This is a genomic window from Paraburkholderia nemoris (assembly GCF_905221015.1).
GTDB classification, from domain to species: Bacteria; Pseudomonadota; Gammaproteobacteria; order Burkholderiales; family Burkholderiaceae; genus Paraburkholderia; species Paraburkholderia nemoris.
In genome coordinates this window covers 135494-161100 of sequence record NZ_CAJNBO010000015.1, presented here as the reverse complement: position 1 = coordinate 161100, position 25607 = coordinate 135494, and the positions used below count along the sequence as shown (strand labels likewise).

General features: G+C 62.4%; 16 protein-coding genes and 1 tRNA gene. 12 read left to right on the top strand and 5 right to left on the bottom strand.

The annotated features are described in order from the left end of the window. Positions 1-17 precede the first annotated feature (17 nt). Complete coding sequence (hrpA, locus tag KHO33_RS23530; RefSeq protein ID WP_200565489.1) at positions 18-4517, top strand: ATP-dependent RNA helicase HrpA; 4500 nt, start codon at positions 18-20, stop codon at positions 4515-4517. A 270-nt stretch (positions 4518-4787) separates the two neighbouring features. On the opposite strand, the gene KHO33_RS23525 is transcribed toward hrpA, so the two are convergent. After that, positions 4788-7235 carry a YadA-like family protein gene (locus KHO33_RS23525; protein ID WP_200565490.1) on the bottom strand — a complete coding sequence of 816 codons (2448 nt, stop codon included), beginning with the start codon at positions 7233-7235 and terminating at the stop codon, positions 4788-4790. Positions 7236-7852: 617 nt separating this feature from the next. Between KHO33_RS23525 and KHO33_RS23520 the strand changes: the two genes are divergently transcribed. From KHO33_RS23520 to KHO33_RS23505, 4 genes are all read left to right on the top strand, one after another. Continuing rightward, a complete protein-coding gene (locus tag KHO33_RS23520) occupies positions 7853-8872 on the top strand; it encodes a YVTN family beta-propeller repeat protein (RefSeq protein ID WP_054037979.1) in 1020 nt (339 codons plus the stop codon). Positions 8873-8918: 46 nt separating this feature from the next. Beyond that, complete coding sequence (locus tag KHO33_RS23515; protein ID WP_054037982.1) at positions 8919-9917, top strand: sterol desaturase family protein; 999 nt, start codon at positions 8919-8921, stop codon at positions 9915-9917. Between the two features lie 186 nt (positions 9918-10103). Then, positions 10104-10934, top strand: coding sequence for an EI24 domain-containing protein (locus tag KHO33_RS23510; RefSeq protein WP_054037984.1), 831 nt, complete (start codon positions 10104-10106; stop codon positions 10932-10934). Positions 10935-10964: 30 nt separating this feature from the next. Next, the gene (locus KHO33_RS23505) at positions 10965-11795 is read left to right on the top strand and encodes a competence/damage-inducible protein A (RefSeq protein ID WP_054037986.1); all 831 of its coding nucleotides are present in this window, start codon (positions 10965-10967) and stop codon (positions 11793-11795) included. Between the two features lie 177 nt (positions 11796-11972). On the opposite strand, the gene KHO33_RS23500 is transcribed toward KHO33_RS23505, so the two are convergent. Further along, entirely contained in the window at positions 11973-12437 is a 465-nt protein-coding gene (locus KHO33_RS23500) for a rhodanese-like domain-containing protein (protein WP_054037988.1), read from the bottom strand. A gap of 439 nt (positions 12438-12876) precedes the next feature. On the opposite strand from KHO33_RS23500, the gene glnA reads away from it, so the two are divergent. From glnA to KHO33_RS23480, 4 genes are all read left to right on the top strand, one after another. After that, on the top strand, positions 12877-14292 hold the full coding sequence (gene glnA, locus KHO33_RS23495; RefSeq protein WP_054037989.1) for a type I glutamate--ammonia ligase: 1416 nt from the start codon (positions 12877-12879) through the stop codon (positions 14290-14292). 212 nt (positions 14293-14504) lie between these two features. Further along, positions 14505-15647 (top strand): nitrogen regulation protein NR(II), encoded by a 1143-nt coding sequence (gene glnL, locus KHO33_RS23490; RefSeq protein WP_054037991.1) that lies wholly within the window; start codon positions 14505-14507, stop codon positions 15645-15647. Positions 15648-15680: 33 nt separating this feature from the next. Then, positions 15681-17198 (top strand): nitrogen regulation protein NR(I), encoded by a 1518-nt coding sequence (gene ntrC / locus KHO33_RS23485; RefSeq protein ID WP_054037994.1) that lies wholly within the window; start codon positions 15681-15683, stop codon positions 17196-17198. 109 nt (positions 17199-17307) lie between these two features. Further along, on the top strand, positions 17308-19458 hold the full coding sequence (locus KHO33_RS23480) for a prolyl oligopeptidase family serine peptidase (protein ID WP_200565491.1): 2151 nt from the start codon (positions 17308-17310) through the stop codon (positions 19456-19458). Positions 19459-19476: 18 nt separating this feature from the next. Here the strand turns inward: KHO33_RS23480 and xth are convergent, their stop codons facing one another. Further along, a complete protein-coding gene (gene xth, locus KHO33_RS23475) occupies positions 19477-20253 on the bottom strand; it encodes an exodeoxyribonuclease III (protein WP_200565492.1) in 777 nt (258 codons plus the stop codon). Positions 20254-20510: 257 nt separating this feature from the next. On the opposite strand from xth, the gene KHO33_RS23470 reads away from it, so the two are divergent. Then, positions 20511-20798, top strand: coding sequence for a hypothetical protein (locus KHO33_RS23470; protein ID WP_054038000.1), 288 nt, complete (start codon positions 20511-20513; stop codon positions 20796-20798). 126 nt (positions 20799-20924) lie between these two features. Next, positions 20925-21001, top strand: a tRNA-Met gene (locus KHO33_RS23465). 77 nt (positions 21002-21078) lie between these two features. Here KHO33_RS23465 and KHO33_RS23460 read toward each other — a convergent pair. Next, positions 21079-21777, bottom strand: a complete 699-nt coding sequence (locus KHO33_RS23460) for an aspartate/glutamate racemase family protein (protein WP_200565493.1) — start codon at positions 21775-21777, stop codon at positions 21079-21081. 213 nt (positions 21778-21990) lie between these two features. Between KHO33_RS23460 and KHO33_RS23455 the strand changes: the two genes are divergently transcribed. Continuing rightward, positions 21991-23292: an amidohydrolase family protein gene (locus KHO33_RS23455; protein ID WP_200565494.1), complete on the top strand. Its 1302-nt coding sequence runs from the start codon at positions 21991-21993 to the stop codon at positions 23290-23292. 127 nt (positions 23293-23419) lie between these two features. Here KHO33_RS23455 and KHO33_RS23450 read toward each other — a convergent pair whose 3' ends face one another. Further along, positions 23420-25528 (bottom strand): M3 family metallopeptidase, encoded by a 2109-nt coding sequence (locus KHO33_RS23450; RefSeq protein ID WP_200565495.1) that lies wholly within the window; start codon positions 25526-25528, stop codon positions 23420-23422. Positions 25529-25607 lie beyond the last annotated feature (79 nt).

Here is a 25607-nt window from a genome sequence, read left to right as displayed (position 1 = left end):
GATTATAATGCGCCCCCATGTCGAATGTACCCAAAAGTCCCGCTGCGGCGAACGAGAATGTGGCGCCGGCCGCCGATCAGGTGAAGCCCGGCGACGCAGAGCGCCGCGATGCGCAGGACACTAACCGCAACACGCCACCAGCCGCGCGTGAGTCCCTGCGCTCCGCGGATGACGCGCGCGTGTCCGCACAGAAAAATAATCCGCCGCGTGAGGCGCGCCGCGAAGCGGGCGCGCAGGCGCCGAAAGCTGCACATGAGGGGCGCAAGCACACGCCACAGGGCGACGCTGCGCGCAGCCAGCCGACTTCCGGCGGCGTGGAGAAGCCCGCGCGCCGCGACGATGGACGCGTGCAGAACGCGCCTCGCGGCCAACGCCAGCAGCAGGGCGATGAACGGCGCGCGCAGTCCGAAAACACGCGAGCTGCAAATCAGCCGAAGCGTGGCGACGGACGCGCCAATCAGCAAAGCGGTGCGCCCGCGCAGAAATCGCCGCAAGCAGGCGATGCGCAAAACGGGCAGCCGCGTCGCGAGCCGCGGCCACCGCGCGTTCAGCGCGTCGTCGAACCGAATCCGATTCCGCCGATTACTTTTCCTGAAGCGCTGCCGGTGTCCGGCCGCCGGGAAGAAATTGCGCGCGCCATCGCGCAGAATCAGGTGGTGATCGTCTGCGGTGAGACCGGCTCCGGTAAGACGACCCAGTTGCCGAAAATCTGCCTCGAACTCGGGCGGGGCCTCGGCGCGGGCGGTACCGGTTTGATCGGCCACACGCAGCCGCGCCGGATTGCGGCATCGGCGACGGGTCGCCGGATCGCCGAAGAGCTCGGCACGCCGTTTGGTGAAGTGGTCGGCTACAAGGTGCGGTTTACCGACAATCTGTCGCCGGGCGCGTCGGTCAAGTTGATGACCGACGGTATTCTGCTCGCCGAAACGCAGACCGATCCGCTGCTCAAAGCCTACGACACGCTGATCATCGACGAAGCGCACGAGCGCAGCCTGAACATCGATTTTCTGCTGGGCTATCTGAAGGAAATCCTCGTCAAGCGGCCCGATCTGAAGCTGATCGTGACCTCGGCGACGATCGACGCGGACCGCTTCGCGCGCCATTTCGGCCGCGACGACAAGCCCGCGCCGGTGATCGAAGTGAGCGGGCGTCTGTATCCGGTCGAGGTGCGCTATCGGCCGGTCGCGGAGGACAGCCCAGCGGTGAAGGCGGCGGAGGGTTCTTCCTCGTCGTCGCGAGAATCGCGTGACAGGCCGAAGACCCAGCGCGAAACGGATCGCGATCTGATGGAAGCGATCGTCGATGCGGTCGACGAACTGTGTCGCGAAGGCCCCGGCGACGTGCTGGTGTTCCTGCCCGGCGAGCGCGAGATTCGCGACGCCGCCGAGGCGTTGCGCAAGCATCATCCGCCGCACACGGAAATTCTGCCGTTGTTCGCGCGTTTGTCGGCCGCCGAGCAGGAACGCGTGTTCCGCACGTCGAACGCGCGCCGCATCGTTTTGGCCACCAACGTCGCCGAAACTTCGCTGACGGTGCCCGGCATTCGCTATGTGGTCGATACGGGTTTGGCGCGCGTGAAGCGCTACTCATATCGCAACAAGGTCGAGCAGTTGCAGGTCGAGTCGATCTCGCAGGCCGCCGCGAATCAGCGGGCAGGGCGTTGCGGCCGCGTCGCGGATGGCATCTGTATTCGTCTGTACGAGGAAAGCGATTATCAGGGCCGTGTGCGTTTCACCGACCCGGAGATTTTGCGTTCGTCGCTGGCGTCGGTGATTTTGCGGATGAAGTCGCTGCATCTGACGGCGATCGAAACCTTCCCGTTCATCGAGCCGCCGCCGGGCCGCGCGATCGCCGACGGCTATCAACTGCTCAACGAACTGGGCGCCGTCGACGACGACAACCAGCTCACGCCGCTCGGCCGCGAACTCGCGCGCTTACCGCTCGACCCGCGCGTCGGCCGGATGATTCTCGCCGCGCGCGATCAGCAGGCGCTGAAGGAAGTGCTGATCATCGCCAGCGCCTTGTCTGTGCAGGACCCGCGTGACCGGCCGATCGAGGCGCAGGAGCAAGCCGACCAGGCGCACCGCCGCTTCGCCGACGAGCGTTCCGAGTTCCTGCAATGGCTGAAGATCTGGAACTGGTTTGAAGAAGCAATCGCGCATAAGAAGTCGAACCGGCAATTGCAGGACGAGTGCCGCAAGAACTTCCTGTCGCAACTGCGGCTGCGTGAATGGCGCGACGTGCACTCGCAATTGCTGACCGTGGTGCGCGAGCACGGCTGGCGGCTGAACGAAGCCGAAGCAACTTTCGAGCAGATCCACCTCGCGTTGCTGACCGGCCTGCTCGGCAACATCGGCCTGAAAGCCGACGATGAACCGTATTTCCTTGGCGCGCGCAGCATCAAGTTCTACCTCTGGCCGGGCTCGGCGCTGGTGAAGAAAGCCGGCAAGTGGGTGATGGCCGCGGAACTGGTCGAGACGAGCCGTCTGTACGCACGTTGCATTGCGAAGATCGAGCCGGAATGGATCGAAAAGATCGGCGAGCATTTGCTGAAGAAGTCGTTGTCCGAGCCGCATTGGGAAAAGCGCGCGGCGCAGGTGTCGGCGTTTGAGCGAGCGGTGCTGTATGGGCTGCCGATTTACCACCGGCGGCGCGTGAGCTTTGGCAAACAGGATCCGGCGCGGGCGCGCGAGCTGTTCATTCGCGGCGCGTTGGTGGAAGGCGAGTTCGATACGAAGCTCGCGTTCTTCGCGCACAACCGCAAGCTGCTTGCCGATATCGAGCAGCTCGAACACAAGTCGCGCCGCCAGGACGTGCTGGTCGACGACGAACTGATTTTCGGCTTCTACGATCAGGCGCTGCCGAAAGGCATCTATACGGGCGCGTCGTTCGAGCGCTGGTATCGCGACGAGGTGAAGAAGAGCGGCCAGCCGGAAGACAAGCTGCGCCTGCTGTATCTGTCGCGCGACGATCTGATGCGGCACGAAGCCGCCGGCGTGACGACCGATCTGTTTCCGAAGCGGATGACGATGGCGGGCGTCGAGATGGCGCTCACCTACCACTTCGAGCCCGGTTCGCCGCGCGACGGCGTGACGCTTGCCGTGCCGCTGTATGCGCTGAATCAGGTCGACGCGCGGCGCTGCGAATGGCTCGTGCCCGGCATGCTGAAAGAGAAGACGCAACTGCTGCTGAAATCGTTACCGCAGAAGCTGCGGCGCCATTGCGTGCCGCTGCCTGAGTTCGCGGCGGGTTTCGTCGAACGGCATAGCGGTCCGCGCTTCGGCGCGGGCGGTTTGCTCGAGACGCTGATCGCCGACGTTCGCGAACAGACCCAAGTCGCGATGAAGCAATCGGACTTCAAGCTCGAGACGCTGACGCCGCATTTGTTCATGAACTTCAAGGTCGTCGACGAGCACGGGCGGCAGCTTGCGATGGGCCGGAATATGTCGCAACTGCGCGCTGAACTTGGTGGCCAGGCGCAGCAGCATTTTCAGAAGATCGCGTCGGGTGCGGCTGGGGTGGCGTTGGCGGATGCCGGCGGCGTGGCCGCTGGCGTGCAAGCGGGCGGAGCAGCCGGTGTGGCAAGCGGTGGGGCTTCGCGAGGCAAGGGCGCTGCTGCGACCGGTCCGCAAACTGCGTCGCAAGAAGGCGCGGCCGGCACCGCGCTGTACGAAAAACTGACGACGTGGAATTTCGGCAAGCTCCCCGAGTTGCTCGAAATTCGCCGTGGCGGCCAAACCTTGTTTGGCTATCCGGCGTTGGTGGATCGCGGCACGCATTGCGACGTCGAAGTGTTCGATTCACCGGACGAAGCCGCGCGGATTCATCGCGCAGGGCTGCGGCGTTTGTTCGCGTTGCAACTGAAAGAGCCGATCAAGTTTCTGGAGAAAAATCTCCCGGGTTTGCGCGAAATGGCGATGCAGTTCATGCCGCGTGGCACCCAGGAGGAACTGCGCGATCAACTGATCGACACCGCGCTTGATCGCGCCTGTCTGCAGGACCCGCTGCCCGCCGATGACGTCAGTTTCCACACGCGTCGCGACGAAGGCCGCAGCCGTCTGACTTTGTTGGCACAGGAAATCGCCCGGCTCGTCGGCCAGATACTGACCGAGTACGCGACCGTGACGAAGAAACTGGTGCAGGCGAAGTCGTTCACTGCTGCACATGCGGATATGCAGAACCAGCTGGATGGCCTGATCGGCAAACGCTTCGTGGTCGATACGCCGTATCCGCAGTTGGCGCACTTCCCGCGCTACCTGAAGGGCATTGCACTGCGTATCGACAAGCTGAAGGCGGACTCCGCGCGCGACGCACGGCAGTTCGCCGAATTCCATCCCCTGTTGCAGAACTACCAGCGCGCGCTTGCGCAACGCGGCGGCGTGCTGGATCCGCGCTTGTCGGAATTCCGCTGGTTGCTCGAGGAATTGCGGATTTCGCTGTTCGCGCAGGAGTTGCGTACGCCGATGCCGGTGTCGGTGAAGCGTCTCTACAAAGTGTGGGAATCGATGCAGCGTTGAGCGCTGGATGAGGAGGGACTGATGCGGTGCTGAGCGGCGCACGGAGTGGGGCGCCGCGGGTGCTCGCTCCGCTCGTCGAGCAATTGCCTATGCGGTCCTACGCGCGGCGCCGAGCAAAAAAACGCGCGACGCCACTCCTTTTGAGAATGATGTCACGCGCAAAGGGCGCGGGTTCTTGCGGGCCCGCGCCTGCTCGCTGCTGGTACAGCAACGTTAGTGGTCTCGACCTGACTGGTTCAGATCGCGCCAGTCACACTTCTTGCCGAAGTTTTACCAGTGCATGCCGGCGCCGATCGACGCGCCGAACTGGCCGCGCGAGTCAGAGGTGCCTTGTACCTTGTAGACCCACTTGCCGGTTTCCGACAATTGCGACACGCCGATGGCGATCGCCGACTGGCCGCCGTAGGTACCGCCCGCCATCGCCACCATGCCGCGACCCGGCAAGACCGCTTGCGGCAAGCCTGCTGCTGCAAGTGCCGTTGCCGTGCCGCCGTAGGCATCGCGACGGGCCGAGCGGATCTGGTCGTCGGTGTAGCTGTTGGCCTGACCGACTGCGCCGCTCATGGATTGCTGCAACTGATTGACGTTGACTGCATCCGTGCCTTGCACGCCGGCTGCGACGTTGGCGATCTGACGCTCCTGACCTGCTGCGCCGACCGATACCGTGTTCGCACGATCCGCGACCGAGCCTTGACCCAACGCCACCGAGTTGTCGGCGCTGGCGTTCGCCGCGGCACCGAGCGCGGTGGCGTTATTACCGCTTGCCACCGAGTTCGCGCCCATGGCGATCGCGTTCGTGCCGTTGGCGTTGGCGTTGGCGCCCACCGCGACCGAATGCGTGCCGGAGGCCTGTGCGCCTTCCGTGTCGACATTGCCGTCGGCGCTGAAGAACGGCACGTTCGGGTTCACCGTGATGTTCTGCACAGCGTTGCCGATTGCCGCGTTCAGTTGGCCGACGTTGACGGCATCGGTTAAGTCCACGCCATCGGCAACGTTATGGATCACCGTGCCGCCGCTCGTTGCATCGCCAAGCGTGACGCTGTTCTTGTTGACGCTGCCGTCGGCGTTCTTGTCATACATCACGGCGCCGTCGAGCTTGGCGGCGGTCTGTGCGGTAACCTCCTTCAGTTGGGCGACGTTGACGGCGTCGGTGTCGGCGGTGCCTGCTGCGACATTGGTGATCTGGCGTTCTGCGCCCGCTGAACCGACCGATACGGTGTTGACGCGATCGGCGATCGAACCGTTGCCCAGAGCGACCGAATTGGCGGAACTGGCATTTGCCTGGTAGCCGAGGGCCGTCGAGCCTTCGCCTGCTGCTGTGGCGAGGGCGCCGACGGCCGTGCTGTTGTCTCCCTGTGCCCATGAGGAGGTGCCGGCTGCAAATGACGTGTAGCCGGAAGCGTTGGCGTAGGCGCCGATCGCGACCGAGTGGTCGCCGTTTGCAGTGGCGTCGTCCGAGCCGTTATTGGCGCCGCCTGCCTTGAAATAGCGCGAGGCGTTAGCGGCAGCCGCATTCAGTTGGCTCAGGTTGACGGCGTCCGTAGCTTCAGTGCCGGCTGCGACGTTGGTCATTTGACGTTCGCGGCCCGTAGAGCCGACCGAGACGGTGTTCGCGCGGTCGGCGATCGAACCCTGGCCCAATGCGACGGAGCCGTCGGCGCTAGCCTCGGCCATGTTGCCCAGCGCGACGCTGCCGAGTGCCGTCGCAGATGCGTTGGCGCCGATCGCAGCGGCGGCTGAGCCCGTTGCTTCCGCCCCCGTGCCGACCGCAGTGGCCCCGATCACGCTGGCAACGGAATTTGCGCCGAGAGCGGTCGAGTTCGGGCCCGCTGCGCTGGCGTTCGCGCCTGCTGCAACGGCTTGCTTGCCGCTGGCGACCGCGTCATCTGTGCCGTCGTTCGCACCGTCCGCCTTGAAGTAGTGCAGGGTGCCGGTATTAGCGATGGCGTCGACTTTGCCGTCAACTGCGCTGAGCTGGCTGACGTTGACTGCATCAGTCGGGGCCGCGCCGGCGGCGACGTTCGTCACGCGACGTTCGTTGCCAGCAGAGCCGACCGACACTTCGCCGGTTGCGGCGGTGGCGGCGACGGCTGTAGCGCCTGCACCAGTCGGAACGACAGCCGCTTCAGTCAGATCAGCGGTCGTGGTCGAGTTCGCACCCAACGCGATGCTGTTGTCGCGAGTGGCAGTAGCCTTATAGCCGATTGCAACAGAGTTGGTGCCGTCAGCTTCGGAATAAGCGCCGAGGGCCGTCGCTCCCGGCCCCAACGCAGTGGAAAGAGTGCCGACGGCGGTGGCGTAATCAGCTTCGGCCCACGCCGCCGAACCGCCTGCAAATGCACCGAGACCGTTGGTTTGCGCAGCATTGCCAAGCGAGGTTGAACCAGTTCCGATCGCCCACGCCATATTGCCAATTGCCACTGATTGCTGGCCCGCGGCACGTGCTCCTCCGCCAGCTGCAACCGCCCCGGGAGCGGCTGCGGTCGCGTCGCGGTCTCCCACGGGACTTAGCGTGGTGGCATCGAAATAGGTCGTGGCCGCGGTGCCAGCTGCATTTGCCGCCGGCACGCCTCCTACCAATGCTGTCGCGGCCAACACCGCTTGCACGAGAGCCAGCTTCCGAGCTGTTCCGCGCTTGCTCTTCGACCGTGCCGTTTCAGACGTGGCCACCCACGTTCCCGTCGCTTCACACCAAACCGATTTGTAAATCTTGTTCATTATTTAAGAAACTCCGCGGTTATTGCATGCGTAGACTGCAGATGAAAGCGCGGCGATTCGAATAAGGCGTCATCGCCCCGATTTGTCGCGCACAAAATAAGAACATATAGACCGCGGTTTTTCCGTCGTCCGTTTTTCGTGTCCTGCTGAATTTTTCGCGCGTCCGAATCGCCACCTTCACGCTCTTAAGTCCACTGGATTAAGTGCATGGGCGATGATCGGCGGGATTGTCAGGCGTGGAGGGGTGGGGCGGAATAAGCCGATTCCTAAACGATTGAAAATAAATAATGGTTTGTAATCTATTTTGATTAATTGTGGTGTGAATGTGTAAAGTTAGGAAATATAAGGAATCGTCCTTGTTTGTCTTATGTGATATTTGAAAATATAAGAATGTAATAATCCGTCGTCATCGGTCAAATAATGACGTTGTGGAAATAGAGTGGGGGTTTCTTACGTGATGCCGGCGTTATGTCGGCGGCGCAGCGGAATGTGCTGACAGTGTCGTTGCCGCATCCCGCCTGGTTTTCGTTTTCCCCACGCGTCGCACCCGCATCCACGTCAACCGCTGGTCACAGCAAACGTTCTACAATGACGGTTGTTCTCCGAAGTGAGTTTTCATGCGTAAATTTTTTCTTCCCGGCTTGACTGCCACGTTCGCCGCGGGCGCAACGCTGGTCGCCGCCGCAGGCTTTTTTTCTCCGGCGGCCCTCGCCAACAACGTGATCGTGCTCAATTCCGGCGAAGCCACGCTGAGCCTGATCGACGAGACCACCCGCCAGGTCGTCGGCACGGTGCCGACGGGTAAAGAACCCCACCACCTGATGGCCACGCCGGACAATTCGTCGCTGATCGTCGCCAACTCGGTGTCGAACAACCTGATGTTCGTCGATCCGAAGTCGGGCCAGGTTCAGCGCTGGGTCGAGAACATCGAGGATCCGTATCAGATCGGTTTTTCGCCCGACCGCAAGTGGCTCGTTACCACCGGGCTGCGTCTGGACCGCCTCGATATCTATCATTACGACAGCCAGAAGAACCAGATGACGCTGGCCTCGCGTCTGCCGCTCGCGGTGATGCCGAGCCACATGGCGTTCACCAATGACAGCAAGACGGTGTTTGTCACGCTGCAGGTTTCGGGCGAGCTGGCCGCTATCGATCTGGCCACGCAAACCGTCAAGTGGAAGATGAAGGTCGGCAAGGTGCCGGCCGGCCTGTGGATGACCCCGGGCGAGAAGTACCTGCTGATCGGCATGACCGGGGCGGATTACGTCGCGGTGGTCGACTGGCGCAATCAGAAAATCGTCAAGACGATCCAGACCGGCAAGGGCGCGCACAACTTCCGCTCGCTGGTCGACGGCAAGCATGTGGCGGTGTCGAACCGCGTCGCGAGCACGATCAGCATCATCGACGAAGACACGCTCACCAACGTCGGCGACATCACCGGTTTGATGCCGGGGCCGGACGACATGGAACTGTCCGCCGACAAACGCTATCTGTGGGTGACGTTCCGCTTCGCGAAGCATATCGGCATCATCGACCTGAACACGCGTAAGCTGATCCAGACGATTGCCGTCGGCCGTTCGCCGCACGGTATCTATTTCTTCAATCGCGCGCCGGTCACGGCGCCGAACGGCGCTTGACGCTGTTATCAGCGAACCGCCAGGAATGAAGTAACGGGCCAGCACCATGTTCCATCTGATTTTTTCTTCTCTCGACAGCTTCGTCTCGACGGTGCAGACGTTGCTGTACGTCGACGTGGTGCAGCCGCTGCTGTTCCGCTTCAATCTGATGGACTACGACGAAGACACTTTCGACAGCCTGTATTGGGTGATCGTCGGTGTCTTCGAGGTGCTGGCGATGTACGCGATCCTGCGCCCGCTCGAAGCGCTCCGCCCGGTGGAGCAGTGGGAAAACCGCAAGGCCGTGCGGGTCGACGTGATTTACACGTGGATCGTCAAGCTCGGCATCCTCAACCTGTTTTTCTTCTTCGCGCTGCAGCCGTTGTTCGACAATGTGCAGGCCTGGCTGCGGCTGCACAACATCGCGAATATCGAATTCGACAATCTGTGGCCGGGTGTCACCACGCAGCCGCTCGTCACGTTCGTGATGTACCTGCTCGTGCTCGATTTCGCCGGTTACTGGTACCACCGCTGGGAACACCGGATCGGCGTGTGGTGGGAATTGCATGCGGTGCATCACAGCCAGCAGCAGATGTCGCTATGGTCGGACGACCGTAACCATTTGCTCGACAGTTTGTTGCAGGCGTCGTTTTTTGCAGCGATCGCGCTGGTGATCGGCGTGCCGCCGTCGCAATTCGTCGTGCTGGTGGCCATCACGAACCTGGCGCAGAGCGTGCAGCACGCGAACATCCGTCTGTACTTCGGCTGGCTCGGCGAGCGCCTGCTGGTCAGCCCGACCTTCCATCGCCGGCATCATGCAATCGGCTATGGCCACGAAGGGCTGAAGTACGGTTGCAACTTCGGCGTGCTGTTCCCCTGGTGGGACATGCTGTTCCGCAGCGTATCGTGGAGCCGCGAAATGGAGCCCACCGGCATCCGCGATCAACTCGAAGGTCGCCGCTATGGCGACGGTTTCTGGGCGCAGCACTGGCTCGCACTTGTGCGCATCGCCGGGCGGCTTTCGCCGAAGCGCCGCGCCGAAGGCAACGACGCCGCTGCGGTCTGAGCATTCGTCTTCTTCTTACGCCGCCGGTTTCCCCGGCGGCGCGTCACGTGGTTTATCCTGTCCACGTTTGCGCGCACGTTCCTGGCTCGTTTTCCGGTCTGCATTTCGGTCTGTTCACCGGGCTCTTCGCCGGTTCGCCGCGCTATTTCCTTTATTCCATCGTTTTGTTCACCGGCACTGGCTCGCATGAATGATCTGTTGCGCTCGTTCGGGCGCGCACTTGCAAGCGCGCTCCACCCGCGCATGCTCTGGCTGACTTTCCTGCCGTTTCTGGCGGCAACGGTCGGGTGGGGCGTGATCCTGTGGTTTTCCTGGCAGACGCTGATCGGCGCCACGCGCACGTGGCTCGAAAGCTGGTCGTTCACGGTCACGCTCTATCATCTGTTCGACTGGCTTGGCTTTTCGGCGCTGCACACGGCGATCGCACCGTTTATTGTGATTGCGATGGCGATTCCGCTGATCGTCGTCACGGTGTTGCTATTGATCGCCACGCTGTCGATGCCGGCTGTGATCCGCTTTCTGTCGGCGCGGCAATTCCCCGGCCTTGAAATGCGTCGCGGCGGAACGTGGTACGGTAGCTTGGGCCAGGCATTGTGGACCACACTGGTTTGTCTGGTGCTGCTGATCGTCACGTTGCCGCTGTGGCTGGTGCCGCCGTTCTTCGCGCTGATTCCGCCGCTGCTGTGGGGCTGGCTGACGTATCGCGTGATGAGTTACGACGCACTCGCACTGCATGCCACGCGTGACGAGCGGCGTGCACTGGTACGGCGCTTCCGCCTGCCGCTGCTGTTGATCGGCATTGCGAGCGGACTGCTGGGTTCACTGCCGACGCTGCTGTGGGCGTCGTCGGTATGGCTGATCGTGCTATTTCCGGTGATCACCGCGGTGACGATCTGGATCTACGCGTTCATCCTCGTGTTTTCGGCGCTGTGGTTTGGCTACTACTGTCTGCGCGCGCTGCAACGCATGCGTGCGGAAGAGCACGGCCCGCGGCACGCGGCGCCGGTTCCCTACTGATGAATTACTGACAAAGCGAAAGAGGCGGCAATGGCATTTGGCGTCATCATCATCGGCGACGAAATCCTGTCGGGCAGACGGATCGACAAGCATCTGCCGAAGGTCATCGAATTGCTGGGCGCGCGCGGGTTGTCGCTCGGCTGGGCGGAATATATCGGCGACGAACCGGAGCGCATCACAGCCACGTTGCGACGCACGTTCGCCTCGGGCGACATCGTGTTTTCCACGGGCGGCATCGGCGCCACCCCGGACGACCACACCCGCCAGTGCGCGGCAGCCGCGCTCGGCGTGCCGCTCGAACTGCATCCGGAGGCCGCGAAGCTGATTCAGGAGCGCATCCGCGATATGTATCCGGCGAACGCCGCAACGCCGCTCGATCTGAATTCGGCTGAGAACCGGCATCGTCTGAATATGGGCACGTATCCGCAGGGTGCATCGATCATTCCCAACGGCTACAACAAGATTCCTGGCTTCTCGATCAAGCAGCACTACTTCGTGCCGGGCTTTCCGGTGATGGCGTGGCCGATGATCGAGTGGGTGCTGGATACGCAATACGCGCATCTGCATCACGCGATGCCGCATGCGGAAAAGTCACTGCTGGTGTTCGAACTGCCAGAGTCGCGTCTGACGCCGTTGATGGAAAAAATCGAACACGATTTTCCGGGCGTGCGGGTGTTCAGCCTGCCGAGCGTGGGCGATGCGGAGCGCGGCGGCGTGTATGCGCGGCATCACATCGATCTCGGTGTGAAGGGCGAACCGGAAGCGGTGGCGGCGGCTTTTGTGAAGCTGCGAGAAGGTGTGCACTTGCTGGGCGGCGATATCGTTGAGCCCGAGGCGGCTGGAGCTAAACCGCGCGCTTGAGCAGTGATTGAGCCTGGTCGTGCAGCGGTTTGATCGCTGCACATGCCATCCTTCGTTCGAGCGCGCTCGCGCTCGTGCCTGACTGAAAACTCAACGCATCATCGGCCTGTCACATGCAGCGCCGACGATGCGTCTAATTGTCCCGCCCATCTCCCGAAGGCCCCTGCGGATCAACAATCAGGCGCCGATCCACGGCAACCCGCGAAAGCACCAGCCCGACACCGTCTTCCGATGCCCTTGGCCGTCCTTGTCGCCTTCGAAGCCTTCCAGCAGGTCATACGCCTTGGTGAAGCCTGCCTGGGTGGCGGCGATCGCGGCGAGTTTCGAGCGCGCGGCGCTGCGGCACAAAAACAGCACCGGCGTATCGGGCGAGGCGATGTGGCTCAGTTGCTGAAGGAATTCCTGGTTTGGCACGGCGCCCGGATAGCGCGTCCATTCCACGTGGGCGTATTGCCCGTCGCCGATAACCGGCCGGCCGACCCAATCGAGCTCGGCGCGGGTGCGCACGTCGACGAGACGCGTGCGCGGATCGAGTTGCAGCAGTTCGAACGCCTCGGCGGGCGATACCGCGCCTGCGTAGGGCAATTGGTTCTCGGTGCGGCGCTTGTCCGCCTGGGCGTACAACTGTTCGAGCGTGCTCATGAGCGCAAATCTCCGTCGGACCAAATGAACATTCTAGCGCGCGGCGTGCGACGTGCATGCGGTTCAGAGGCGGCGTTCCGTCCGCACGAAGCAGGGAGATGTGCGCTCAAAAATGGTGCATATTCGCGGGAATGCACCAAAATAGAGATGTCACCCGTTGTTGATTTTGTGAATGCACTAACTCGGTGCGCTATGCGGCGTACAGATTTCGGGGCCGCATGCTGTTCGGTGCGCCCATTCCCCGCAAACGCGCGCGCAGTGTGGTTCTGCGCCGGGTTGGCGCATACATGGCACAGAAGCTGCTTTATTGGTGCCGATCGATTTGTTCCAGCAGGCTTTTATGTTCATCCTCAACGATAGAGGGGTGGACGCGCCGGGACGGGTCAGCTAGATTGGGCGGCGGCTGAATCCGCCGAATTCATTAATCAGGAGATAGGTTATGAGTAAATCCGTGGCCGACGTCGTTCAACTCGTCAAGGACGAGGACGTCAAGTTTGTCGACTTCCGCTTCACCGACACGCGCGGCAAAGAGCAACACGTTTCGGTGCCGGTGTCGGCATTCGATGAAGACAAGTTCGAAAGCGGCCATGCGTTTGACGGTTCGTCGATTGCCGGCTGGAAGGGCATCGAAGCATCGGACATGCTGCTGATCCCGGACGCGAACACTGCCTTCATCGACCCGTTCTATGAAGAGTCGACCCTCGTCCTGACCTGCGACGTCGTCGAACCGGCTGACGGCAAGGGCTACGAACGCGACCCGCGTTCGCTCGCGAAGCGCGCTGAAGCGTACCTGAAGAGCACGGGCCTCGGCGATACGGCCTTCTTCGGTCCGGAACCTGAATTCTTCATTTTCGACTCGGTCAAGTGGGGCACGGACCAGTCGGGCACGTTCGTCAAGATCGGTTCGGAAGAAGCACCGTGGTCGTCGGCGATGGACTTCGAAGGCGGCAACACCGGCCACCGTCCGGGCACGAAGGGCGGCTACTTCCCGGTCGCTCCGGTCGACACGTTCCAGGACATCCGTTCGGAAATGTGTCTGTTGCTCGAACAGATCGGCATCCCGGTCGAAGTGCATCACCACGAAGTCGCGGGCCAAGGCCAGAACGAAATCGGCACGAAGTTCTCGACGCTGGTGCAACGCGCCGACTGGCTGCAGCAAATGAAGTACATCATCCAGAACGTCGCGCACACGTACGGCAAGACGGCAACGTTCATGCCGAAGCCGGTGGTCGGCGATAACGGTTCGGGCATGCACGTTCACCAGTCGATCTGGAAAGACGGCACGAACCTGTTCGCAGGCAACGGTTACGCAGGTCTGTCGGAATTCGCGCTGTTCTACATCGGCGGCATCATCAAGCATGCTCGCGCGCTGAACGCAATCACGAACCCGTCGACGAACTCGTACAAGCGCCTCGTGCCGCACTTCGAAGCACCGGTGAAGCTGGCTTACTCGGCTCGCAACCGTTCGGCATCGATCCGCATTCCGCACGTGTCGAACCCGAAGGGCCGCCGTATCGAAACGCGTTTCCCGGATCCGATGGCGAATCCGTACCTGTGCTTCTCCGCGCTGATGATGGCGGGTCTGGACGGCGTGCAGAACAAGATTCACCCGGGCGAAGCTGCCGACAAGAACCTGTACGACCTGCCGCCGGAAGAGGATGCAAAGATCCCGACCGTGTGTGCCGGCCTCGACCAGGCGCTGGACGCACTCGACGCGGACCGCGAATTCCTGACGCGCGGTGGCGTGTTCACGGACTCGATGCTCGACGCGTACATCGAACTGAAGACGGGCGAGCTGCAACGCTATCGTCAGTCGGTGCACCCGATCGAATTCGAAATGTACTACTCGCTGTAAGCGGCAATGGCGCTTCGCCCTTCAAACGGCGAAGCGCTTTGCCCGACGCTCGCGATCGGTCACGAAGGGACGGCGGCGCCGTCCCTTTTTTGTTAGGCGCGAATGAGTCAATTCGCAGCGTTCGCGGCGCAGGGGCAATGAAGTAGCGCATCAGGCAGGACAACAAGCTGTACACCTGATTGATCACCATCTCCTATCGGCCAGACTGCAAGATGGTTCTGAAGAATCTGATGAAGGCAAGGAAAGGGCACGAGCAGACGCTGTCAGACGACGCTCAGCTCGTGAGTTCCGGTTTGCTGCCGGGCTTCGAGGCATTGCCGACGGTCGCGCTGGTGCTCGAGAAACGCACGTTGCGCGTGGTGTTTGCGAACCCGTCGGCGGAATCGATGCTGGAGCTCTCGCGCAAGCAATTGACGCAGATGGCGTGGCCGGACATCTTCTCGAACGCGGACGAACTGCTCGCCACGATTTCGGCGATCGCCGCCCACCGTTTTCACGCGACGCATCTGGACGCCGTACTCGAGCGTCCGGGCCACGAGCCGCTGCATGTGCATGCGGTCGTCGGTCACCTGGAAAGCGCGCAAGACTATGTGCTGCTCGAACTGTTCGAGAACGAGCGGCATATCCGTACCGACCGCGAGGAACGCATCAATGACCTCACGGCGGTCAACAAACAACTGATCCGCAATCTCGCGCATGAGATCAAGAACCCGCTTGGCGGGATTCGCGGCGCGGCGCAACTGCTCGAGTTCGAACTCGGCGAGCGTCAGCGCGACGAGTTGCGCGAGTACACGCAGGTCATCATCAAGGAATCGGACCGGCTGCAAACGCTGGTCGATCGCCTGCTGGAGCCACACCGTCATCCGCATATCGTCGGTGACGTGAATATTCATGAAGTGTGCGAGCGCGTGCGCCAGGTGATTCTCGCGGAGTTTCCGCGCGGTCTCACCATCGAGCGCGATTACGACGTGAGCGTGCCGGACCTGCGCGGCGACAAGGAGCAACTGATCCAGGCGTTGCTGAACATCGTGCGCAACGCCGCCGAAGCATTGCGCGAACGCATCTCGCAAGGCGATGCGCGCATCGAATTGCGCACTCGCATTGCGCGCAAGATCACCGTGTCGAAACGTTTATGTAAGCTGGCACTGGACTTGCATATCACTGACAACGGGCCAGGCATTCCCGAAGAAATCCGTGACCGCATTTTCTATCCGCTCGTGTCGGGGCGCGAGGACGGCAGCGGTCTCGGCCTGACGCTCGCGCAGACTTTCGTGCAACAGCACGACGGGCTGATCGAAGTGGAAAGCCGGCCGGGCCACACCGAGTTTCAGATTCTGCTGCCGCTCGACTGCTAAACATATGTATCTCAAGACTTCTGAACGACCTATATGAAGCCGATCTGGATAGTAGACGACGATCAATCGATTCGCTGGGTGCTCGAAAAAGCGCTCGCTCGCGAAAACTTCGCGACACGCAGCTTCGCGAACGTGCGCGAGGCATCGGCCGCGCTCGATCACGACAGCCCTCAGGTGCTGGTGTCCGACATCAGGATGCCTGGCGGCTCCGGACTCGAATTGCTGCAGACCGTTCGTGACAAGGTGCCTGGCCTGCCCGTCATCATCATGACGGCGTTCTCTGACCTGGACAGCGCGGTCGCCGCATTCCAGGGCGGTGCGTTCGAATACCTCGCCAAACCGTTCGACGTCGACAAGGCGGTCGAGCTGATCCGTCGTGCCGTTGACGAAAGCATGCGCGGCGAGCAGACGTGGGACGACCGCGTCGCCGATGCACCGGAAATGCTCGGCCAGGCGCCGGCGATGCAGGACATGTTTCGCGCGATCGGCCGACTGTCGCATTCCGCGGCCACCGTGCTCATTACCGGCGAATCAGGCACCGGGAAGGAACTGGTTGCGCGTGCATTGCACCGACATAGCCCACGCGCGAACGGTCCCTTCATCGCGCTGAATACGGCGGCGATTCCGAAAGATCTGTTGGAATCCGAACTGTTCGGTCACGAGCGCGGAGCGTTCACCGGCGCGCAGGCGATGCGCCAGGGGCGCTTCGAGCAGGCCGAGAACGGCACGCTATTTCTAGATGAAATCGGCGACATGCCGTTCGATCTGCAGACGCGTCTGTTGCGTGTGCTGTCGGACGGGCAGTTTTATCGCGTCGGTGGGCACAATCCGTTGCGCGCCAACGTGCGCGTGATCGCGGCGACGCACCAGAATCTCGAATCGCGCGTGCGTCAGGGCCTGTTCCGCGAGGACTTGTATCACCGGCTCAATGTGATCCGTTTGCGTTTGCCGGCCTTACGCGAGCGTAGCGAAGACATTCCGCTGCTCACGCGCCACTTCCTGCAAAAGAGTGCGCGCGATCTGGGCGTGGAGCCGAAGCGCGTGTCGGAAGAGGCGCTCGCTTATCTGGCATCGCTGCCGTTTCCGGGCAACGTGCGTCAACTGGAGAATCTGGCCAACTGGCTCACGGTGATGGCGCCGGCGCAGACCATCGAGATCAAGGACTTGCCGCCCGATCTGGGTCCCACGCAAGTCGGCGTGGCCGATCTCGCGGGCGGTGGCAGCGGCGTGATCGGTACGGGTGAAGCAGGGCTCGCCGGTGGCGCGCCGATCAACGGTATCAGCGCGGCCACGCATCCGGCCAGCGCTGCCGGCATGCCCGTCGCGACCGCCGTGGCCGCCTGGGAAGGCGGCTTGCGCACCGAAGTCGCGCGGATGTTGCGCGAGAATGCGGCCGATGTGATGGACGAACTCGCGCGCCGTTTCGAAGCGGCGGTGATTCGCGAGGCGCTGGATTTCACGCGCGGACGCAAGGTTGAAGCGGCGGAGCGGCTCGGCATTGGCCGCAACACGATTACGCGCAAGATTCAGGAACTCAATCTCGAGCCCTGAGTTTGCGCGGTTAGGCGGGGCGGCTTGTCAGCCGCCCCGGCGCGTAGCGTCAAAGGCTATCCGGCTTCCACAAGGCATAATCAACGCTGTTTTCATTCGACAGCTGACGATGCCCGCTTCTCCCGCTCTTTTCTCCTGGCCGCTTTCTCCCGATCCCTTTCTGTCGCTCGAAGCACTCGACGACCCTGACGCGCTTGCGTGGGTCGAAGTGCAGAACGCCCGCACGTGCGCCGCGTGGTGCAGCAGCGCGGAATTCGAATCGCTCAAACAGCGGCTTGCCGACGCTTATCTGCCGCGCGAGCGCCCGGTCATCCCCGATCGCTGGAAGGACTGGGCCTACGACCTGTGGCAGGACGAGCGCAATCCCAAAGGCATCTGGCGGCGCACGACGTGGGCGGCCTGGCGCAGTGGCGCACCTGTCTGGCAGAACCTGCTCGACTTTGATGCGCTCGGTGCGGCCGAAGGCACGCCATGGGTCTGCGCCGAACTCGATATTCTTTATCCGGATGGCGATCGCGCGCTGGTCACGCTGTCGCCGGGCGGCTCGGACGCGCTGGTTGTACGCGAGTTCGATATCGATGCACAACGGTTTGTCGACGACGGTTTCGTGATTGCAAAAGCCGGCAAGCACACGGCTTCGTGGATCGATCGGGACACGCTCTATGTCGGCTGGGACAACGGCCGCAAGACGCTGACGCGCTCCGGCTATCCGCGCGAAGTACGGCGCTGGACGCGGGGTAGTGCACTGGCCGACGCGCCGGTGGTCTTCAAGGGGGCGTTTGGCGACATCGGTGTGGAGGCGCACTATGATCCGGTCGAGCAGCGCCACACGGTGGTGAGCAGCGTCGACTTCTTCGATTCGCAGACGTACTACCTCGATATCGATAGCAACGATGGCGCTGCGGACGGTGCCGATGCATGGCACAAGTACGACGTGCCGTCGCACGTCGCGGTCGGCGGCTGGCAAGGCTGGCTGCTGCTTGAGCCGCGCCTCGATTGGGACTGCCATGGCGTGCGCTATCCGGGCGGCGCGTTGCTGGCAATCCGCGAAGCCGCGTTCCTGCGCGGCGAGCGTGACGTGGTGCCGCTTTTCACGCCGACCTCGCAAACCTCCGCCTGCGAGTGGACACACACGCGCAACTACCTGATCGTGTCGTATCTGGAAGATGTGCAGAGCAGGACCTCGCTGTGGATCCCGTCGCAAGCGGTCGATCAAGCGTGGCACTGGCATCAACGCCTCTTTCCCTCACGTGACGATGTGCAGGCCGACGTCTCACCGATCGAGCCGACGCTGAACGACGAAGTGTTCGTCGACACCGACGACTATCTGCAGCCGCCTGCGTACTGGCTCACCGATCTTGCCCAGAACGACCTGAGCGAGTGGACGTTGCTCGACCGCTGGCCGACCCAGTTCGATGCGACGCCGTTCGCGGTGACGCATGGGCACGCGGTGTCCGCGGACGGTACGCGGGTGCCGTATACCGTGATCGGACCACGGGTAGCGCAACGCGCTGTGCAGGGGCAGATGGCGCAAACAAAGCAGCAGACGCACGAGCAAACCCGCCCATGCCTGCTCAACGGTTACGGCGGTTTCGCGATTCCGTTGCTGCCCGGTTATCTGACCGGGCCGGGCATCGGCTGGCTGGAGCGGGGCGGTGTGTACGTGGTGGCGCATATTCGCGGCGGCGGCGAGTTCGGCACGCGGTGGCATACGGCGGCGCAGGGCGAGCATCGGCAGCGCTCGTTCGACGATTTCATCGCGGTGGCCGAGGCGCTCATCAGCACAGGCGTGACCAGCGCTGCGCAACTCGGCATTCAGGGTGGCAGCAATGGCGGCCTGCTGGTTGCGGCGTGCATGGTGCAGCGTCCCGAGTTGTTCGGCGCCGTGGTGTGCGAGGTGCCGTTGCTCGACATGAGCCGCTATCACCTGTTGCACGCAGGCGCATCATGGATCGATGAATACGGCGACCCGGACGAGCCCGACGAAGCACGCGTGCTGGCCGCTTACTCGCCCTATCACCGTGTGAGTGCCGACGTGGCGTACCCGCCCGTGCTCTTCACCACGTCGACCGCCGACGACCGCGTGCATCCCGGACACGCGCGCAAGATGGCCGCGCGCATGCAGGCGCTGGGCGCAGAAAAGGTCTGGTATCGGGAGAACACGGAAGGAGGGCACGGCGGCTCCGATGAGCTGGAGCAGGCCGAGCATGATGCGATGGTGTTCGAATTCTTGTGGCGCTGTTTGAACGGGGCAGCGTAGGCCCCGCTCGCCGCGCGTTCAGCCGATCTGGGCGACGACCGGTGCGTGGTCCGACGGCTGCTCCCACTTGCGCGGCACCTTGTCGACATCGCATGACGAGCACGCCTCGGCAAGCGCTTTCGACAGCAGAATGTGGTCGATACGCAGCCCCGCGTTGCGGCGGAACGCCATCATCCGGTAGTCCCACCACGAGTAGATCTTCTCCGGCTGCTCGAACTGACGGAACGCATCGACGAGGCCGAGTTCGACCAACCGCACGAACTCGGCGCGCTCTTCGGGCGACACCAGATTCTGGCCTTCCCACGCTTTCGGATCGTGCACGTCGCGATCTTCCGGCGCGATGTTGTAGTCGCCGAGCAGCGCGAGTTTCGGATACAGCGCCATTTCGCTCGCGACCCAGTCGTGCAGGCCGGCGAGCCAGCCCAGCTTGTAGGCGAATTTGTCGGTGCCCGGCGCCTGGCCGTTCGGGAAGTAGGCAGAAATGATGCGCACACCCTCGACGGTCGCGGCGATCACGCGTTGCTGCGGGTCTTCGAAGCCGGGGATATTGCGCACGATGCTGCTTTCGTCGACGTTCAGGCCTTCGCGCACCAGGATGCCGACGCCGTTATACGTCTTCTGGCCCGCGAACCAGCTCCGGTAGCCTTTCGCTTCGAGTTCGGCGCGGGGGAATTTGTCGTCGGTCAGCTTCAATTCCTGCAGGCACAGCACATCTGCATGGCTGGTTTCGAGCCAATCGATGACGTGCTGCAGGCGCACTTTGAGAGAGTTGACGTTCCAGGTGGCGATTTTCATAAAGTTCTCACATTCTTGCTGGGCAAGGCTTTGTGGGGCGCAGGCCCCGCGTTCCGCTTTATTTTTGCTTCAGCGACGACCCATCTGGCGACCCGGATTCGGATTGGCAGGATCGGGTCGATTCCGATAGTCCCGCATCTTATCGCGCGAGACGAGCGTCGGTGAAAATTGCCCCGGCGGCCGTCAAAAATAAAAGCCCGATGCCGTCATGCCACGGCGTATAGTGGGATCACATTTACGCGCATCGGGAATGCATCATGGCCCAACTTTATCCAGCCCTTTATAAGGACTTCGAAGTGCATCCGCTGGTGTTTTCGCGGCAGTTCGACAAGTTCGACGGTCACAAGCGTCATGCCGAAGGCTACGACGTGGCAGTGCGTGTGTGCCGGCCGGGCGCGATTAGCGGCTCGAAGGCAAGCCGCGTGTTTCGTCTGGTGCTGGCGTCCACGTTCTCCGATTTCGGTGTCGCGAAACGCAGCGCGAGCCAGTACGGCGCGGACATCATCGACGGCAAAGTAGAGGGCGCGACGGTCGAGGATCTCTGAGTGGTGCGCCCACGTGCTGCGTTCACTTACTGCATGAGCGCGATCCGCGACAGACACCGCATTTGAAATTATTTCGTCCGATTGTTTGACGTCCCGCGAACCACCCTATATACTCTTTTTCTCTGACGCGGGGTGGAGCAGTCTGGCAGCTCGTCGGGCTCATAACCCGAAGGTCGTAGGTTCAAATCCTACCCCCGCAACCAAGCATTGTTGAAAGCCCGCTAGCGCAAGCTACGCGGGCTTTTTAACTTCTGGCGTTCGCTTTCGCGCGCGCTTGCATTCACACCGACTCGATCGCCCAATCCACCGCCGCTTGCGCATGCAATGCGGTCGTGTCGAATACGGGTAACGCCGAATCTTCCGGCTTGATCAGCAAGGTGATTTCCGTGCAGCCGAGAATCACCGCCTGCGCACCGCGCGCGGCCAGTCCTTCGATCACACGTTGATACACCGCACGCGAGGCGTCATTCACGTTGCCGTGGCACAGCTCGTCGTAGATGATCCGGTGCACATCCGCACGTTCGGCTTCGTCGGGAATCAACGTCTCGAGGTCGTAGCGTTCGCTCAAGCGCCCCGTGTAAAACGTCTGCTCCATCGTATAGCGCGTACCCAGCAAACCTACCCGCGTGATTCCTGCGGCGCGCAGCGCGTTGCCGGTCGGATCGGCGATGTGCAGGAAGGGCACGTCGATCGCCTGTTCAATCGATTCATACACGCGATGCATGGTGTTGGTCGCCAGTATCACCACATCGGCACCGCCTCGTTCGAGTTGGCGTGCGGCGTCGGCCAGCTGATCGCCGAGCGCGGTCCAGTTGCCGGCGCGCTGGTTGGCCTCGATCGGCGCGAAGTCGACCGTCAGCATCAGGCTGCGGGCGTTGTGGTGGCCGCCGAGGCGCGCCTTGGCGTGGCGGTTCAGGAGCCTGTAGTACTCGGTGGACGACTCCCAGCTCATTCCGCCGATCACGCCGATGGTTTTCATGGTCTTGCTCCGTTGGTGGATGATGCAGGCGGTTGCATGTGGAATGCCGGGCATCGAACGTGTGGAAAGTCGAGTATAGGCGGGCGTTGTCATTCGTAGCCGGTACGGATTGCCCTCCGCCTGCCGGTACGGCGTCTTGCTAAAACGCCGGCACACACTTTCTGACGCCGATAGAATCGCAATCAGTCAAAGAGCGGTCAACAGGAGCGAATCATGGATCTGATTATCCGCCGCGCGACGCTGCCGCCGAGCGCCACATCACAGCACAAGCAGCACAAACAGCCGGTCGACATCGGCATCGAAGCGGGCCGCATCGTCGCCGTCGAACCGAATCTGGCTGCGAGCGCGCCCGAAGAAATCGACGCCGCCGGTTCGCTCGTCACGCCGCCATTCGTCGATCCGCATTTCCACATGGACGCGACGCTGTCGTACGGTCTGCCGCGCGTGAATGCGTCGGGCACCTTGCTGGAAGGCATCGCGCTGTGGGGCGAACTGAAGCCGGACCTCACGCAGGAGGCGCTGATCGAGCGCGCGCTGCAGTACTGCGATTGGGCTGTCGCGCGCGGTCTGCTGGCGATTCGCAGTCACGTTGATGTATGCGATCCGCGCTTGCTCGCAGTCGAGGCGCTGCTCGAAGTGAAGCGCCGCGTCGCACCTTATCTCGATCTGCAACTGGTCGCGTTTCCGCAGGACGGCGTCTTGCGCAGCGCCGGCGCATTCGAGAATCTCAAGCGGGCGATTGCGATGGGCGTCGACGTGGTTGGTGGGATTCCGCATTTCGAACGTACGATGGCCGACGGCGCGCAGTCCGTGCGCATGTTGTGCGAGTTTGCGGCGGAGCAGGGCTTGCGCGTCGACATGCATTGCGATGAATCGGACGATCCGATGTCGCGCCACATCGAAACGCTCGCCGCCGAAACGCACCGGCTCGGTTTGCATGGGCGCGTCACCGGTTCGCACCTGACCTCGATGCATTCGATGGACAACTACTACGTCAGCAAGCTCTTGCCGCTGATGCGCGAATCGGGCGTCGCGGCGATCGCCAATCCGCTGATCAACATCACGCTGCAGGGCCGCAGCGACACGTATCCGAAACGGCGTGGCATGACACGCGTGCCGGAGATGATGGCGGCGGGCATCAACGTCGCGTTCGGCCACGACTGCGTGATGGATCCGTGGTACAGCCTCGGCTCGGGCGACATGCTCGAAGTCGCGCACATGGGTTTGCATGTTGCGCAGATGACGGGCGTCGACGGCATGCATGCGTGTTTCGACGCGGTCACGGTGAATGCCGCGCGTATTCTCGGGCTGGAAGGCTACGGCGTCGTGCCGGGTTGTGCGGCGAATCTCGTGCTGCTCGATGCACGCGATCCGGTCGAAGCGATCCGCTTGCGCGCCGCGCGGCTTGCAGTGGTGAGCCGCGGCAAGGTGGTGAGCCGTGCGCCTGCTGCGCGCGCGGCGTTGTCGCTGGAAGGGCGCCCTGCCGAGGTGGATTTCAAACTGCATCGCGGTTAAGCCGCACAGCGTGGGGCATGCCTGCGCGGAAAAAGAAAAAAGCCGGTGCCTGCTCGTGCAGGTCACCGGCTTTTATCTTGAAGTCGACGCCATCCGCAACGTCGACTACTGATGCTTCACCGCAAGCTCAATGCGCCGCGCCAGGCGCCATGCCGTTGTGCCGCAACAAGGCATCGATATTCGGCTCGCGGCCGCGGAACGCCTTGAACGATTCCATCGCGGGACGGCTGCCACCCACTTCCAGAATCTCCTTGCGATAGCGCATGCCGGTTGCCTGATCGAGCACGCTGCCGCTCGCGGCTTGTGCGGCCTCTTCGAACGCGGCATACGCATCGGCGGACAGCACTTCGGCCCACTTGTAGCTGTAGTAGCCTGCCGCATAACCGCCGGCGAAAATATGACTGAACGTATTCGGCCAACGCGAGAACGAAGCTTGCGGCACCACGTGGAAGCGCTCGTTGATCTCGCTCGCGAGTTCTGTGGCGTTCTTCGTGCCGGACGCATCGAAGCCGGTATGCAGTTGCATGTCGAACATCGAGAACACGATCTGGCGCAGCGTGCCGAGACCGCTCTGGAAATTCTTCGCGGCGAGCATCTTGTCGAACAGATCACGTGGCAACGGCTTGGCGGTGTCGACGTGCGAGGTCATGTCGCTCAACACGTCCCACTCCCAGCAGAAGTTCTCCATGAATTGCGACGGCAATTCAACCGCGTCCCACTCCACGCCGTTGATGCCCGACACACCCAGTTCATCGACACGCGTGAGCATGTGATGCAGACCGTGGCCGAACTCGTGGAACAGCGTGATCACTTCATCATGCGTGAAGCAGGCGGGCTTGCCGCCGACCGGCGCCGAGAAGTTACAGGTCAGATACGCCACCGGCGTTTGCACGCTGCCGTGCGTGTGCTTGTGACGGCCGCGTGCATCGTCCATCCATGCGCCGCCGCGTTTGCCTTCGCGTGCATACAGATCGAGATAGAACTGGGCGACGAGGCCGCCGTCCTGATTCTCGACGCGGAAAAAGCGCACGTCCGGGTGCCACACGGCTGCTTCGTCGCGACGGATGCGCACGCCGAACAGCGTTTCGGTGACTTTGAACAGACCCTTGAAGACAGTATCTTCCGGGAAGTACTGTTTGACTTCGTTCTCGGAGAACGAATAGCGCTTCTGACGCAGACGTTCAGCGGCAAACGTCATGTCCCACGGCTGCAGCTCGGCCATGCCGAGTTCCTTCGCTGCAAATTCGCGCAGCTCCTTCCAGTCCTGTTCGGCGTGGGGGCGCGCGCGCGTGGCGAGGTCTTCGAGGAAGGTCATGACTTGCGCCGGCGACTCGGCCATCTTCGGCGCAAGCGAGACTTCGGCGAAGTTGTTATAGCCGAGCATGTGCGCTTCTTCGGCGCGCAGCTTCAACTGATCGGCGAGCACGGCCGTGTTGTCCCATTCCGGCTTGCCGTTGCCATATTGCGGGCCGAGTTCCGACGCGCGCGTCACATACGCGCGGTAAATCGTTTCACGCATCGCGCGATTTTCCGAGTACTGCATGATCGGGAAATATGACGGGAAGTGCAGCGTGAATTTGTAGCCGGTTTTGCCTTCGCGTTCGGCCGCTTCCTTCGCGGCTTCGATCACGTCTTCGGGTAGGCCGGCCAGTTGCGCTTCATCGCCCGCTTCGACGATGTAGGCATACGCGTTGGTCGCGTCGAGCACGTGATCCGAAAACGCTTTCGACAAGCCCGCCTGCTTTTCCTGCAATTCGGCGAAATGCGGCTTCTGGTCTTCCGGCAATTCCGCGCCCGACAGACGGAAATCGCGCAGCGCATTGCCGAGGATCTTCTTGCGCTCGCCGGTCAGCGACGAAAAATCGCTGCTGGCGTGAAGCGCCTTGTACTTCTCATAGAGCGCGAGATTCTGGCCGACGCTCGACCAGAATTCGGTGACGCGCGGCAGATTCTCGCCGTACACGGCGCGCAGTTCCGGCGTATCCGCCACGGCGTTCAGATGGCCGACCACGCTCCAGGCGCGCGACAGCGGTTCGGTGGCGCGTTCGACCGGCTCGACCACATCGGCCCACGAAGCGGGCGTAATGGGCTGGGCGGCGCGCTCGACGGCGGCGGCCGCATCGGCGAGCAGGATATCGAGGGCGGGGGTGACGTGTTCGGGGCGGATTTCGCCAAAGCGCGGCAGGTCGGAGAAATCGAGGAGCGGATTGTCGTGCTTCGAGGGGGTAGTGGACATAAGGCTTCCTGTCTGACGCGGGTGAACGGGTAATCGGTGCATCGACGGGCGCGCGATGACGCCCCAATGACACTCCATA

Bases quoted from the DNA above. Each gene is read 5' to 3' on its own strand.
- KHO33_RS23460 (WP_200565493.1), bottom strand. From the start codon at position 21,777: ATGAAAACCATCGGCGTGATCGGCGGAATGAGCTGGGAGTCGTCCACC.
- ntrC (WP_054037994.1), top strand. From the start codon at position 15,681: ATGAAGCCGATCTGGATAGTAGACGACGATCAATCGATTCGCTGGGTG.
- hrpA (WP_200565489.1), top strand. From the start codon at position 18: ATGTCGAATGTACCCAAAAGTCCCGCTGCGGCGAACGAGAATGTGGCG.
- KHO33_RS23470 (WP_054038000.1), top strand. From the start codon at position 20,511: ATGGCCCAACTTTATCCAGCCCTTTATAAGGACTTCGAAGTGCATCCG.
- KHO33_RS23520 (WP_054037979.1), top strand. From the start codon at position 7,853: ATGCGTAAATTTTTTCTTCCCGGCTTGACTGCCACGTTCGCCGCGGGC.
- glnA (WP_054037989.1), top strand. From the start codon at position 12,877: ATGAGTAAATCCGTGGCCGACGTCGTTCAACTCGTCAAGGACGAGGAC.
- KHO33_RS23455 (WP_200565494.1), top strand. From the start codon at position 21,991: ATGGATCTGATTATCCGCCGCGCGACGCTGCCGCCGAGCGCCACATCA.
- KHO33_RS23525 (WP_200565490.1), bottom strand. From the start codon at position 7,235: ATGAACAAGATTTACAAATCGGTTTGGTGTGAAGCGACGGGAACGTGG.
- KHO33_RS23450 (WP_200565495.1), bottom strand. From the start codon at position 25,528: ATGTCCACTACCCCCTCGAAGCACGACAATCCGCTCCTCGATTTCTCC.
- xth (WP_200565492.1), bottom strand. From the start codon at position 20,253: ATGAAAATCGCCACCTGGAACGTCAACTCTCTCAAAGTGCGCCTGCAG.
- KHO33_RS23480 (WP_200565491.1), top strand. From the start codon at position 17,308: ATGCCCGCTTCTCCCGCTCTTTTCTCCTGGCCGCTTTCTCCCGATCCC.
- KHO33_RS23515 (WP_054037982.1), top strand. From the start codon at position 8,919: ATGTTCCATCTGATTTTTTCTTCTCTCGACAGCTTCGTCTCGACGGTG.
- KHO33_RS23510 (WP_054037984.1), top strand. From the start codon at position 10,104: ATGAATGATCTGTTGCGCTCGTTCGGGCGCGCACTTGCAAGCGCGCTC.
- glnL (WP_054037991.1), top strand. From the start codon at position 14,505: ATGGTTCTGAAGAATCTGATGAAGGCAAGGAAAGGGCACGAGCAGACG.
- KHO33_RS23505 (WP_054037986.1), top strand. From the start codon at position 10,965: ATGGCATTTGGCGTCATCATCATCGGCGACGAAATCCTGTCGGGCAGA.
- KHO33_RS23500 (WP_054037988.1), bottom strand. From the start codon at position 12,437: ATGAGCACGCTCGAACAGTTGTACGCCCAGGCGGACAAGCGCCGCACC.